This window comes from Cupriavidus sp. LA-1 (assembly GCF_055385985.1).
In genome coordinates this window covers 1,256,538-1,269,969 of the sequence record NZ_AP031387.1, presented here as the reverse complement: position 1 = coordinate 1,269,969, position 13,432 = coordinate 1,256,538, and the positions used below count along the sequence as shown (strand labels likewise).

The following is a 13,432-nucleotide window of genomic DNA, read 5'->3' as shown; positions in this document are numbered from 1 at the left end:
TTTTTATCCCGATATGTAACCACATTGGTTTCATATCAACCCGACCCGAAAGAAGGAGTGACCATGAAGATCGCAATCATCGGCGCCACCGGCCGCGTTGGCACGCGCCTGACCGACGAAGCCGTGCGCCGCGGCCACCAGGTGACCGCCATTGCGCGCCAGGCCAGCAAACTGCCCGCACGCACAGGCGTGACCAGCAAGGACGTCGATGCGACCGACAGCGTCGCCCTGGCCGCTGCCCTGGCCGGCAGCGACGTCGTCATCAGCAGCGCGCGCTTCGCCCAGCTGAACGCGCAGCAGGTGACCTCGGCCGTGCGCCAGGCCGGCGTGCCGCGCCTGCTGGTAGTGGGTGGTGCCGGCAGCCTCTATGTCGCACCGGGCGTGCAGCTGGTCGATACCCCGAACTTCCCCGATGCCTACAAGCCCGAGGCACTCGCAGGCCGGGATTTCCTGAACGCGCTGCGCGGGGAACAACAGATCGACTGGACCTTCCTGTCGCCATCGGCGCTGTTCGAACCGGGCGAGCGCACCGGCAAGTTCCGCATCGGCGAGGAAAACCTGCTGAGCGACGCAGCAGGCAAGAGCTGGATCTCGATGGAAGACTACGCCATCGCGATGCTCGACGAGATCGAGAAGCCGGCGCATTCGCGCCAGCGTTTCACGGTCGGCTACTAAGCCGGCCACCGGGGCCCCGCCAGCCAGCGGCGGGACCCGGCGCAAGCGCATCAGGCCTGCGCGCCGTCGTCCTGGGCAGCGCGCTTGCCGCGCTTGAGCCAGGCGGCCAGGTTGTGCGGACGCAGCGTGTCGTACTCTTCGAACGGCTGGTGGATCCAGGGGTTCGACGGCAGGAAGGTCACGTGATAGTCCGGCTCGATCTTCGAGCAGGCCTTGTACCACAGCACCGCCGAACGCACTTCGGTCACGGCCGGATAGCGCTCCTTCAGGTGGCGGCCCACGCGTTCGAGCGTGATGCCCGAATCCACCAGGTCGTCGACCAGCAGCACGCGGCCGGTCAGCTCGCCGCGGGTCATGGTGATGTACTGCGCGATATCCAGGTCGCCCTGCTGCGTGCCCGCGGCCTCGCGGTAGCTGCTGGTGGCCAGGATGGCCAGCGGCACGTCGAAGATGCGCGACATCTGGTCGCCCACGCGCAGCCCGCCGCGCGCCAGGCACAGGATCTTGTCGAACTTCCAGCCCGACTCATGCACGTTCAGCGACAGGCGTGCGATCAGGCGATGGTATTCGTCCCAGGAGACCCACAGGTTCTCGTCATCGTTCGTTGGCAGGTTCATCGTTCTACTCTTTGTATCTTCGGGTCGATTGACCGATATGGCTCGGCCCGCTTGCGCGGGCCGATTTATTTCTGGCGGGCCGCAGCGCTCGTGGCGCGCGGCCTTGTGGGGGTACTGCCGGCGGGTCAGGCCTTGTACGGGTGACGCAGCAGGATGGTCTCGTCGCGGTCCGGGCCGGTCGAGATCATGTCGATCGGAATGCCGACCACTTCTTCCACGCGCTTCAGGTAGACGCGGGCCGGCTCGGGCAGCGCGTCCCACGCCTTCACACCGAAGGTCGACTCGTTCCAGCCGGGGAATTCTTCATAGACCGGCACGCAACGCGCCACCGCGTCGGAGCCGCGCGGCAGGATGTCGACGGTCTTGCCGTCCAGCTCGTAGCCCACGCACAGCTTGATGCTTTCCAGGCCATCCAGCACGTCCAGCTTGGTCATGCACAGGCCGGACACGCCATTGATCTGCACCGAGCGCTTGAGCGCGGCAGCATCGAGCCAGCCGGTGCGGCGCGGACGGCCGGTGACCGAACCGAATTCCTTGCCGACATTGGCCAGGCGCACGCCGACCGGGTCCTGGCGCGACGCGTTGTCGTTGTCGTACAGTTCGCTCGGGAACGGGCCCGCGCCGACGCGGGTGCAGTAGGCCTTGGTGATGCCGAGGATGTAGTTCAGGCGGCCCGGGCCCACACCGGCGCCCGCTGCGGCCGCACCGGCCACGCAGTTGCTCGAGGTCACGAACGGATAGGTGCCATGGTCCACGTCCAGCAGCGTGCCTTGCGCGCCTTCGAACATCAGGTTGCCGCCGGCGGCGTTGACCGCGTACAGCTCGGCCGACACGTCGGCCACCATCGGCGCCAGGCGCGGCGCGTAGGCCAGCGCTTCGTCCAGGGTCTGCTGGAAGTCCACGGCTTCGGCGCCCAGGTACTGGGTCAGCATGAAGTTGTGGTAGTCCAGGTTCTCGCGCAGGCGCTCGGCGAACTGCTGCGGATCGAACAGGTCCTGCACGCGCAGCGCGCGGCGGGCCACCTTGTCTTCGTAGGCCGGGCCGATGCCGCGACCGGTGGTGCCGATCTTGGCGGCGCCACGGCGGGCTTCGCGCGCCTTGTCGATGGCAACGTGGTACGGCAGGATCAGCGTGGCGGCCTCGGAAATGCGCAGGCGGCTCTGCACCTGCAGGCCGGCGCCTTCGAGTTCTTCGATTTCACGGAACAAAGCTTCGGGCGACAGCACCACACCGTTGCCGATGTAGCAGACCGTGCCTTCGCGCATGATGCCCGAGGGGATCAGACGGAGAATGGTCTTCTTGCCACCGATGATCAGCGTGTGGCCGGCGTTGTGGCCACCCTGGAACCGCACCACGCCCTTTGCATGGTCGGTAAGCCAATCGACGATTTTTCCTTTGCCTTCGTCACCCCACTGGGTGCCGATCACGACGACATTGCGTCCCTGGCCTACTGCGGATGCGGACATATTGCTTTGGTCAATAGGTTAAAAACGTATTCTACTCTTGTTGCCGGGCGATTCTCGATTTTTGGGCACGCCCGGCGCACAGGCGTCAGCGCGGCACCACGGCCCAGCCGGCGTCCTGGCGCACCAGTTGCCGGTCGCAGTTGAATTCATCCAGCTCGTGGGTGTGGCCGGGCAGCGACTGGATCACGATCTCGCCGGACGCACGCAGCGCGGAGATCACGGCCCGGAGTGCCGGATCCGCATCCCAGGGCGCAAAAATGGCCAGGGCGCGCACCTCGATGGGCGACAGCGCCGCCACTTCACGCAGATCCAGCGAGAAACCCGTGGCCGGACGTGCACGGCCGAACGCCTCGCCCACCTTGTCATAACGGCCGCCACGCGCCACGTAGTTGGGCAATCCAGCAACATAGGCCGCGAACATCACGCCGCTGTGATAGTGGTAACCGCGCAAATCCGACAGGTCGATATTCACGCTGGCACCGCGCACCTGCACCGCCAGTGCCGCCAGTTCATCAAGGGCGCGGCCGATGGCCGGGCTCGCCGGCAGGGTCGCGCGGGCGCGCTCGATCACGTCGACACCGCCGTATAACGTCGGCAGCGCCAGCAGGGCATCGCGCTCGGTCTGCGGCATGCCCACGGTCAGCTCGCGCAGCGCCGGCACGTCCTTGGTTTCCAGCGCGGCAAAGAGCGCGTCCTCGATCTTGCGGATCGACGGCAGGCCCGCCAGCAGCGCCTCGAGGATGCCGGCATGGCACAGGTCGATGCGGATCTCCGACAGCCCCGCCGCCGTCAGTGCGGCCAGCATCAGTTCCTGGATCTCGACGTCGGCTTCCAGGCCGGCATGGCCATAGATCTCGGCGCCGATCTGGATCGGCTCGCGCGTGGCGTGGAAACCCGCCGGGCGCGCATGCAGCACGTTGCCGGCGTAGCACAGGCGGGTCACGCCCGGGCGGTTCAGCAGGTGGGCATCGATGCGCGCGACCTGCGGCGTGATATCGGCGCGCAGACCCATGGTGCGGCCCGACAGCTGGTCCACCAGCTTGAGCGTGCGCAGGTCCAGGTCATGGCCGGTACCGGTCAGCAGCGACTCCAGGTATTCCAGCATCGGCGGCATCACCAGCTCGTAGCCGTAGGTGCGGAACAGGTCGAGCATGCGGCGGCGCAGTTCTTCGATCTTGCGCGCTTCCGACGGCAGCACGTCGGCAATGTTTTCTGGCAGCAGCCAATGATTGGACATGGTGAATCTCTTCTCGGTCATTCGGTTGCCCGCGGGCCCAGGGCCCGCAGGTGCCGGGCCTTGCCCGGAAACTCAATGTTGCGGGCGCCGCGCGCCCGCGCCATCACTCGGCGGTGACGGCTCCAGCCGGACAAAACCCCGGCAAGCCGGGGTTTCGTCAATTCGCCACACGGACAAGCGACGGTGCTAGCGCTTGCCTCCGGCGCCGCCCGGTGCCGCCGCGGCGGCACCGCCGCTGGAGCGCATGTAGCGGAAGAAGTCAGAATTGGGCTCCAGCACCAGCACATCGCGCTTGTCGCGGAAGGTGTTGCGGTACGCTTCCATGCTGCGCCAGAACTGCGCGAACTGCGGATCGCGGCCGAACGCATCGGCATAGATCTGCGATGCCTTGGCATCGCCCTCGCCCTTGATCACCTGGGCGTCGCGATAGGCCTCGGCCAGCACCACTTCGCGCTGGCGGTCGGCATCGGCGCGGATCTTCTCGCCCTCGGCGGCGCCGGTGGAGCGCAGCTCGTTGGCCACGCGCTTGCGTTCGGCCTCCATGCGGCGGTACACCGATTCGCTGATCGCGGGCAGCAGGTCGACGCGCTTCAGGCGCACGTCCAGGATCTCGACGCCGACCGACTTGGCGTATTCGCTCATGCCGTTGCGGATGGCCTGCATCACCTGCTCGCGCTCGCCGGCAACCACGTCGGCCACGGTGCGCTTGCCGAACTCCTCGCGCGCCACCGAGTCGATGCGCTGGGTCATGCGGTCCTGTGCGCCGCGCAGGTTGCCGCCGAAGGCGACGAAGAACTTGCGCGGATCGGTGATGCGCCATTTGACGAACCAGTCCACCACCATGCTCTTCTTCTCGGCGGTCAGGAAACGCTCGTTGGCGGCCGCATCGATGGTCTGCAGGCGGCGGTCCATGAACACCACGTTCTGGAACGGCGGCGGCAGCTTGAAATGCAGGCCCGGCTCACGCACCACCTGCTTGATCTCGCCGAAGGCGAACACCACGGCGAACTGGCGCTGGTCGACCACGAACAGCATCGAGGACACCACGGCCAGCAGGATGAAAAGGCCAATCGCGAAGGAAATCAGTCGGTTCATGACGGTCTCCTCAGCGCGAGTCGCGGTCGCGGTTGCGCAGCGATTCGCGCGAACGGATGTCCGTCGATGCATCCGGCGTCGGTGCCGGCGTGCTCGCTGCACCCGGCTGGCCCGGTTGCGGCGCGGCGCGGCTGTCGGCCTGTGCCATCAGCTTGTCCAGCGGCAGGTAGAGGAGATTGTTGCCCTGGCGCGAGTCGACCAGCACCTTGGTCGAGTTAGAGTAGATCTGCTGCATGGTTTCCAGATAGATGCGGTCGCGCGTCACCTGCGGCGCCTTGGCGTATTCGGTCTGCACCGAACGGAAGCGCGAGGCATCGCCCTCGGCCTGTGCCACCACCCGTGCGCGATAGGCTTCGGACTCTTCCTTCAGGCGCGCCGCGGTACCCTTGGCGCGCGGGATGACGTCGTTGGCATAGGCCTGGCCTTCGCTGATCGCGCGCTCGCGGTCCTGGCTGGCCTTGTTGACGTCGTCGAACGCGGCCTGCACCTGCTCGGGCGGCTGCACGCTCTGCACGTTGACGGAAATCACGCGGATGCCGGTCTTGTACGCCGTCAGGATGGCCTGGATCGACTTGGCCAGCCCCTGCGCGATCTGCTCGCGGTTCTCGTACAGCACCGCGTCCATCTTGTTGCGGCCCACGATCTCGCGCACCGAGGTCTCGGCGGCCTGCGTCACCAGTTCTTCATCGCCACCGCGGTCGGTCTTGTTGTAGAACAGGAATTCGGTAGCGTCCTGGATCACGTACTGCACGGTAAAGCGCACGTCGATGATGTTCTCATCCTGCGTGAGCATCGACGCGTCCTTCAGGTTGCTGTCCTTGATCGAGGTGGCGCGCCCCACCTCGACCGAACGCACGGCCGACAGGTTGACGATCTCGGCCGACTGCAGCGGCCAGGGCATGCGCCAGTTGATGCCGGGGCCGGTGGTGTACTTGAACTTGCCGAACTGCAGGATCACCGCGGTCTGGCCTTCCTGCACCATGAAGAAGCCGCTGGCCAGCCAGATGCCGACCACGGCCGCCACCAGCACGCCGGCGCCCACGCCCGAGCCCTTGCCCGGCGTGCGCGGGGCGCCGAAGCCCTGGTTGCCGCCACCGCCGTTTTCCTTGCGGCCGAGCAGGCCGTTCAGGCGGCGGTTGAAGTCGCGCCACAGTTCATCCAGGTCAGGCGGGCCGCCATCCTGCTGCGGACGCTGGTTCTGCTGGCGGTTGTCGTCGCGGCCATCCTTCTTGTCATCGTCCTGACCGTCCCGACCCCAGCGCGGATCGTTCAGCGAGAAGATGGCGCGCAGGCGCCGCCAGCCCGCGCTCAGCGCGAAGCGGCCGCCTGGTGTCAGGCTCGAATCAGCATTCCGGGGAAACTGGGGCATGAAGTGCACGGGTCCGGGGAAGTTTGTAACAGGGGGATTCTAGCAGTCATCTGCGCCACTTTTGGCCAATTCGCGCAATCCGGGCAGTAATCGCACCGGAATTGGGCAGAACCGCCACCGAACTTGCGCCGATCTTGCGACGCACGTCCGCCGGGCTAAGGCCTGCCCGAATCCCCGGCGTCGGCGGCGTCGCCACCGTCATCCGCGCCGGCATCGTCGTACTGCGACACGTCACCCAGGCGCGGGTCGTAGGGCTCCGGTTCGGGCGGGCGGCTGGCCAGCCATTGCGCCAGTTCGACCACGGCCTCGCGCAGCGAGTCCAGCCCCAGCCCCTCGCGCGCGCTCAGGAACACGCGGGTGGGGACTCCGTCCTCGTCGCGCTCGATCAGCGGGCCCTGGTCCATCAGCTCGGGCGCCGCGTCGATCTTGTTCATCACCACGATCTGCGGGATGTCCAGCGCGTTGATTTCCGCCAGCACGCGGTTGACCTGCTCGATCTGCTCGTGGCGCACCGGGCTCGATGCATCCACCACATGCAGCAGCAGGTCGGCATGCACGGTCTCGTCCAGGGTGGCGCGGAACGCCGCCACCAGCTGCGTCGGCAGGTCGCGGATAAAACCGACCGTGTCGGACAGCACCACGTTGCCCAGCCCGTCCAGGAACAGCCGGCGCGAGGTCGTGTCGAGCGTGGCGAACAGCTGGTCGGCCGCATAGGCGCCGGCCTTGGTCAGCGCGTTGAACAGCGTCGACTTGCCCGCGTTGGTATAGCCCACCAGCGAAATGCTGAGCGTGTCATTGCGGGCGCGGGCGCGCCGCTGCGTGCTGTGCTGGCGCTGCAGCCGCGACAGATCCGACTTGAGCCGCTTGGCGCGCTCGTCCAGCATGCGGCGGTCCAGTTCGAGCTGGCGCTCGCCGGGGCCGCCGCGCATGCCGATACCGCCCTTCTGCCGCTCAAGGTGGCTCCACGCGCGGACCAGCCGCGAGGCGCGGTACTGGACCTGCGCCAGCTCCACCTGCACCTTGCCGACGTGGCTCTGCGCGCGTTGCCCGAAGATATCCAGGATCAGGCCGGTACGGTCGATCACGTGGCGGTTCAGGAATCGCTCGAGGTTGCGCTGCTGGGCCGGGCTCAGGGCGTGGTTGAAGACGACCACGTCGGCGTCCAGCGCGTCGGCGGCCTCCTTCAGCTCCTCGGCCTTGCCCGAGCCGATGAACAGCGCCGGGTCCGGCCGCGAGCGGCGGCCCGTCAGCGTATGCACCGGCAGCGAGCCGGCGGTTGAGGTCAGCAGCGCCAGTTCGCTGAGGCTTTCCTGGAAATCATGCTTGCCGAAGTCGACGCCGACAAGGATCGCGCGCGAAGGGGCGGTATTGGAAGTGGCTCTGGGGTCCAAGGGAGGGCGCGAATGCGCAGGGAAATACGGGTTCAGGGGGAAGGCTGGCGGATGTCGGACACTGTCCTGGCCCCTGCCGGGACAGGCCGCCGCATGGTGCGGAACGTGGCGGCAGCGGCGGCTGCACTGGCAACCGCCGGACCGCTCAGCACCGGGCGCATTGGCACACCGGTGCCGGGCATCGGGGCGGCGCCGCCTGGCGCCCGCGCGATGCCCTCGGGCAGATCGGTCAGATCAGGCCTCGGCGGAATCATCCACGCGGAAATTGACCGCGCGCGCCGGAACGACGGTGGAGATCGCATGCTTGTAGACCATCTGCGTCACGGTATTGCGCAGCAGGACGACGTACTGGTCGAACGATTCGATATTGCCTTGCAGCTTGATGCCATTGACGAGGTAGATGGAAACCGGCACGTGCTCTTTGCGCAGCGCGTTCAGGAACGGGTCTTGTAGCAGTTGCCCTTTGTTGCTCATGGCACACTCCAAATTTATAGGTTTAGTGGTGAATGATGGGGATGGAAATCCCCGGTTCAAGTCAGTCGGCGCAAAAACGCGCCAGAAAAAAGATCAAAAACGGTACCAAGTCGGCGTCAATGCGCAGGGAACCCCCTGCTACCGTGAATTTAGCCGCAGTTCCAAACGAACGCAAACGAAAACTGGCCCCGCCAGGGATCCGATTCCGGACTCAATCCTTCGAGTCCGCGTACGGATTTTTGTTCGTGCGAAATTCGATGCGAAGGGGCGTGCCCTTGAGCTTGAACGCCGCACGAAAACGGTTTTCCAGGTAGCGCCGGTAGGTTTCCGCCACGCCCGACAGCGCATTGCCGTGGACCACGATGATGGGCGGGTTCGAGCCGCCCTGGTGCGCGTAGCGCAGTTTCGGGCGCGACGCGCCGACGCGCTTGGGCTGCTGGAACTCCACGGCCTCCTGCAGCACGCGCGTCAGTTGCGGCGTCGGCAGCTTGACCATGGCCGCGGCAAAGGCGTCATCGACGGAACGCATCAGCGCGCCGATACCGGTGCGCTCGCGTGCCGACACAAAATGGAAGTTCGCGAAGCTCAGGAATTGCAGCTTGCGTTCCAGGTCATGCTTGATGCGGTCGCGGGCATGGCCGTCCAGCCCGTCCCATTTGTTGACGCCCACCACCAGCGCGCGGCCGGATTCCACGATAAAGCCGGCGATGTGCGCATCCTGCTCGGAAATATCCTGCTGCGCATCGAGCAGCAGGATCACCACGTTGGCGTCCGCGATCGACTGCAGCGTCTTGACCACCGAGAACTTCTCGATCGCCTCGAACACCTTGCCGCGCCGGCGCAGGCCGGCGGTATCGATCAGCGTATAGGGCTTGCCGCCGCGCTCGAACTCCACGTAGATGGCGTCGCGCGTGGTGCCGGGCATATCGAACGCGATCACGCGCTCTTCGCCGATCAGGGTGTTGACCAGCGTGGATTTCCCCACATTGGGGCGCCCGACGATGGCGATCTTGACGCCCTTGCCCTCGTCGGAGACTTCCTCGGCCAGCTCGGGGCGTTCCTGGACTGCCAGCTCGATGGCCTCGTCGACCAGTTCGCGCACACCGTCGCCGTGGGCAGCGGAGATCGCGTACGGATCGCCCATGCCCAGTTCGTAGAAATCGGCCGCCACCGAGGTGTACTTCATGCCCTCGGCCTTGTTGACCGCCAGCATGATGCGCCGGCCGGTCTTGCGCAGGTAGTCGGCAATGGCGCGGTCCTGCGGCGCCAGGCCCAGGCGGCCGTCGACGATGAAGATCACCACGTCGGCCTCGACCACTGCTTGCTTGGTCTGCTTGGCCATCTCGGCGACGATGCCTTCCTTGACCACCGGCTCGAAACCGCCGGTATCGATGGCAATGAACGGACGTTCGCCGATGCGCCCTTCCCCGTAATGGCGGTCGCGCGTCAGGCCCGGCAGGTCAGCGACAAGGGCGTCGCGCGAGCGGGTCATGCGGTTGAATAGCGTCGACTTGCCCACATTGGGGCGGCCGACAAGTGCGATAACTGGTTTCATGCAATAAACGGAAACGGGGGCCGGCACGCCGCCCCCCGGTAACTCCGGAGTCAATGGATCCGACGGCAGTGCGCGCCACCTGGGCGCGAATTACCGCTTGTCCTGTCGGGCGCGGCGCCGGGTCAACGGACCCGCTGCAATTGCCGCGCTAAGGATCATGCTACCGGATTCGGCGCTGACCGTACCGACAGGTGTACGGCAGCGCGCATTAGCGTCCTGTCAGCCAGGCTGGAAACCGTAGACGTCGCCGTCGCGGGTCTGGATGATCAGGGTCTGCCCCGCCACGACGGGCGCGGCGGTGATGGCACTGCCATCGGTCTTCATGCGCGCGACGACCTGGCCGTCTTCGCGCGACATGAAGTGAACATAGCCTTCGAAGTCGCCCATCACCACCGAGCGGCCCAGCGCCAGCGGCGCGCCCAGGCGGCGGTTGCGCAGGTCGGCGTTCTTCCAGCGTTCGGCGCCGTTCTGGCGGTCAAAGGCATGCAGCACCGACTGCTCGTCGCTGGCGTAGATCGCATTGTCATCCTGCGCGGGGCCACTCGGCGACGAAAAATCCTTGCCCCACTGCGGCTGGCCGCTGGCCAGCTCCAGGCAGGCGATCCGGCCCTGGAAGGTGGTGGCACACACCTGGCGGCCGCTGACCATGGGCTGGCCGGTGACGTCGTTCAGGCGCTCGATCTCCGACACACCCTTCGGGTACGACACCGCGCTTTCCCAGCGCAGCACGCCGTTGCCCGGCGTCAGCACGCCCAGCTTGCCGCCGGGGAAGCCCATCACGATGCCGTCGCCGGCGAATACCATCCCCATCGCCGCACGCAGGTTCAGCGGGGTCTGCGAACGCTGGTAGATCCAGCGGCGCTCGCCGGTCTCGGCGTCCAGGCCGAACACCCGCGTGTCGGTGGTGCGCACCACCACCAGGCCGTTGCCGACCAGCGGCGCCGACAGCACCTCGCCGTTGACCTGCTTCTTCCAGATCTGCTTGCCGCTGGCGTCAAAGGCATAGATCGCGCCCTTCTCGCCCGCGACCGCGGTCACCGAGCCATCGCTGCCCGGGCCGGAGGTCAGGTCGACATCGGTCTTGGCCTTCCACAACACGCGCCCGCTGGCGCCTTCCAGCGCCATCACGTTGCCGTTGTTGGACGACACGTAGACATTGTTGCCCGCCGCGGCCGGCTGCATGGAATAGGGGCCGCTCTTGCCGACATCGGCCTTCCAGGCCTGGCGCACCTGCAACGTGGCCGAGAGCGGCTTGAGTGCGGCGGGCGGGTGCTTGTTTTCCTTGCCGAACAGCGAGCAGCCGCCCAGTGCGGCCAGGCAGGCAGCTACCACCAGCGCACGGCTCATGGTGCGGGCGGGCTGGCGATGTACGGCACGGGAAAGCACTGACGTCATAGAGTTAAGGTCCTGTTATTCGATCCGCGGGATAAACGGTGTTGCACGAGTTCGGGAGCGGCCGGATCAGGCCATGCCCAGCGCATCGAGCTTGAACTGGATGATCTGGCGCATCGCCGGCTCGGCCTGGTCCAGCTTGTCCAGCGCCTTGCGATAGGCGGTGCGGGCATCGTCGCGCTTGTCCTGCGCGGCGAGCAGGTCGCCGCGGCGGTCGGCATACAGCGCGGCGAACGCCGCCGGCGGCTCGTCCTTGAGCAGCGCCAGGCCCTGGTCATAGGCCTTCTCGTCGAGCAGCACGCCGGCCAGGCGCACGCGCGCCAGGTGCGAATAAGCTTCGTCGCCGTGGTCGATGGCCCATTGCAGCTGGCTCTTGGCCGCCGCCAGGTCGCCCGCATCGTACAGCACGCGGCCTGCGACCAGCGCGCTCATCTGGCCGTAGGCGGTGCGGCCGAACTTGCCTTCCAGGTCGGTCGCGGCGCGCTTGATGCGTTCGACATCGTGCGCCTCGGCGGCCTTGAGCACCTGTTCGTACAGCACCGCGGCTTCGCCGGCCTGCTTGCGCTCCCAGTACTTCCAGCCGTTCCAGCCGGCAAACGCCAGCAGCGCAATGATCAGCACCCAGGTCAGCGCATTGCCATACTGGCGCCACCAGGCCTTCAGATTCTCAAGCTGTTCCTGTTCTTCTAGATCGTAAGCCATGTCGAGGCAATCACCTGCGTTGGTTGGATACTCGGGTACTGCGGTGGCGGCGCGCCGTTATTCGCTGGCGCCGACCATGGCGTCGATCAGGTAATCGACCAGCCCTTCGGCCGGCACCGTGGCCTGTTGCCCACCGCCTTCGGCCTGCTCGCGCTGGCGAAGTTCCTTGACCTGGACCACACCGGCGGCGACTTCGTCGTCGCCAATGATAACGGCATAGGCCGCGCCGCTTGCATCGGCGCGCTTCATCTGCGACTTGAAGCTGCCGCCCTTGCCGTCGGGGCTGGCATGCAGCACCACGTCCAGGCCGGCGTCGCGCAGGCGCTCGGCGGCCACCATCGCCTGCTGCGCGGCGGCCTCGCCCTGGTGCACCAGGTAGACGTCGCAGCCCACCGCCTCGGGCACCACGCCCTCTTCGCGGATCAGCTCGATGATGCGCTCGATGCCCATGGCCCAGCCGCAGGCCGGCGCCGGCTTGCCGCCCATCTGCGCGATCAGCGGGTCATAGCGCCCGCCGCCGGCGATGGTGCCCTGCGCGCCCAGCTTGTCGGTGATCCACTCGAACACCGTCAGGTTGTAGTAGTCCAGGCCGCGCACCAGGCGCGGGTTGATCTTGAACGGGATGTTGTTGGCCTTCAGCAGGCGCTGCACGCCCTCGAAGTGAGCCAGCGACTCTTCGCCCAGGAAGTCGATCAGCTTGGGCGCGTTGGACGCCATCTCCTGCAGCGCCGGGTTCTTGGTGTCCAGCACGCGCAGCGGGTTGGTGTACAGGCGGCGCTTGCTGTCGTCGTCCAGGATGTCCTGGAAGCCTTCCAGGTACTTGATCAGCTGTTCGCGGTGCGCGGCGCGTTCATGCGCCTGACCCAGCGAATTGAGCTCCAGGCGCACGCCAACCAGGCCCAGGTCGTCCCACAGCCGCTGGCACATCAGGATGATCTCGGCGTCGACATCCGGACCGGCAAAGCCCAGCGCCTCGGCGCCAAGCTGGTGGAACTGGCGGTAGCGGCCGCGCTGCGGGCGCTCGTGGCGGAACATCGGGCCGGTGTACCACAGCCGCTTGGGGCCGTCGTACAGCAGGTTGTGCTCGATGGTGGCGCGCACGGCGGCGGCGGTGCCTTCCGGGCGCAGCGTCAGCTGCTCGCCGTTGAGCGAATCGGTGAAGGAGTACATCTCCTTCTCGACGATGTCGGTGACCTCGCCGATGCCGCGCACGAACAGCTGCGTTTGCTCGACAATCGGCGTGCGGATCTGCTGGTAGCCGTAGGCGCGCAGCATGGCCCGGGCGGCATTCTCGAAATGCTCCCACAGCGGCGCGTCGGCCGGCAGCATGTCGTTCATGCCCTTCACGCCCTGCAGGGCCTTGGCGGGGCGTACCTTCGATTCGGTCTTGGCGCCTTCGGCGGCCACGTTCTCGGATTGCGTCATTCTGTTCTTGTCAGGCTGCTGGCACCCGGCCGGT

At 66.6% G+C, this 13,432-nt stretch carries 12 protein-coding genes; 1 reads left to right on the top strand and 11 read right to left on the bottom strand.

What is annotated here, in order from left to right; genetic code table 11:
- The first annotated feature begins 63 nt into the window (after positions 1 to 63).
- Positions 64 to 675 carry an NAD(P)-dependent oxidoreductase gene (locus ACZ5MJ_RS06075; protein ID WP_464222913.1) on the top strand — a complete coding sequence of 204 codons (612 nt, stop codon included), beginning with the start codon at positions 64 to 66 and terminating at the stop codon, positions 673 to 675.
- Between the two features lie 50 nt (positions 676 to 725).
- On the opposite strand, the gene ACZ5MJ_RS06070 is transcribed toward ACZ5MJ_RS06075, so the two are convergent.
- The 11 genes from ACZ5MJ_RS06070 to hisS all read right to left on the bottom strand — a co-directional run bounded on the left by ACZ5MJ_RS06070 (position 726) and on the right by hisS (position 13,398).
- On the bottom strand, positions 726 to 1,292 hold the full coding sequence (locus tag ACZ5MJ_RS06070; RefSeq protein WP_464222911.1) for a phosphoribosyltransferase: 567 nt from the start codon (positions 1,290 to 1,292) through the stop codon (positions 726 to 728).
- Between the two features lie 125 nt (positions 1,293 to 1,417).
- Complete coding sequence (locus ACZ5MJ_RS06065) at positions 1,418 to 2,758, bottom strand: adenylosuccinate synthase (RefSeq protein ID WP_464222910.1); 1,341 nt, start codon at positions 2,756 to 2,758, stop codon at positions 1,418 to 1,420.
- Between the two features lie 85 nt (positions 2,759 to 2,843).
- Complete coding sequence (locus ACZ5MJ_RS06060) at positions 2,844 to 3,995, bottom strand: ATP phosphoribosyltransferase regulatory subunit (protein ID WP_464222909.1); 1,152 nt, start codon at positions 3,993 to 3,995, stop codon at positions 2,844 to 2,846.
- 186 nt (positions 3,996 to 4,181) lie between these two features.
- Positions 4,182 to 5,090, bottom strand: coding sequence for a protease modulator HflC (gene hflC, locus ACZ5MJ_RS06055; RefSeq protein WP_464222908.1), 909 nt, complete (start codon positions 5,088 to 5,090; stop codon positions 4,182 to 4,184).
- Between the two features lie 10 nt (positions 5,091 to 5,100).
- Positions 5,101 to 6,459 (bottom strand): FtsH protease activity modulator HflK, encoded by a 1,359-nt coding sequence (gene hflK, locus ACZ5MJ_RS06050; RefSeq protein ID WP_464222907.1) that lies wholly within the window; start codon positions 6,457 to 6,459, stop codon positions 5,101 to 5,103.
- 155 nt (positions 6,460 to 6,614) lie between these two features.
- On the bottom strand, positions 6,615 to 7,850 hold the full coding sequence (hflX, locus tag ACZ5MJ_RS06045; protein WP_464222906.1) for a GTPase HflX: 1,236 nt from the start codon (positions 7,848 to 7,850) through the stop codon (positions 6,615 to 6,617).
- A 234-nt stretch (positions 7,851 to 8,084) separates the two neighbouring features.
- Positions 8,085 to 8,324: an RNA chaperone Hfq gene (gene hfq, locus ACZ5MJ_RS06040; protein WP_012353158.1), complete on the bottom strand. Its 240-nt coding sequence runs from the start codon at positions 8,322 to 8,324 to the stop codon at positions 8,085 to 8,087.
- Positions 8,325 to 8,535: 211 nt separating this feature from the next.
- On the bottom strand, positions 8,536 to 9,879 hold the full coding sequence (gene der / locus ACZ5MJ_RS06035) for a ribosome biogenesis GTPase Der (RefSeq protein WP_464222904.1): 1,344 nt from the start codon (positions 9,877 to 9,879) through the stop codon (positions 8,536 to 8,538).
- A 219-nt stretch (positions 9,880 to 10,098) separates the two neighbouring features.
- On the bottom strand, positions 10,099 to 11,274 hold the full coding sequence (bamB, locus tag ACZ5MJ_RS06030; protein ID WP_464222903.1) for an outer membrane protein assembly factor BamB: 1,176 nt from the start codon (positions 11,272 to 11,274) through the stop codon (positions 10,099 to 10,101).
- A gap of 66 nt (positions 11,275 to 11,340) precedes the next feature.
- Positions 11,341 to 11,973 (bottom strand): tetratricopeptide repeat protein, encoded by a 633-nt coding sequence (locus ACZ5MJ_RS06025; RefSeq protein WP_464222902.1) that lies wholly within the window; start codon positions 11,971 to 11,973, stop codon positions 11,341 to 11,343.
- Positions 11,974 to 12,030: 57 nt separating this feature from the next.
- The gene (gene hisS, locus ACZ5MJ_RS06020; protein WP_464222901.1) at positions 12,031 to 13,398 is read right to left on the bottom strand and encodes a histidine--tRNA ligase; all 1,368 of its coding nucleotides are present in this window, start codon (positions 13,396 to 13,398) and stop codon (positions 12,031 to 12,033) included.
- Between the last annotated feature and the right edge of the window lie 34 nt (positions 13,399 to 13,432).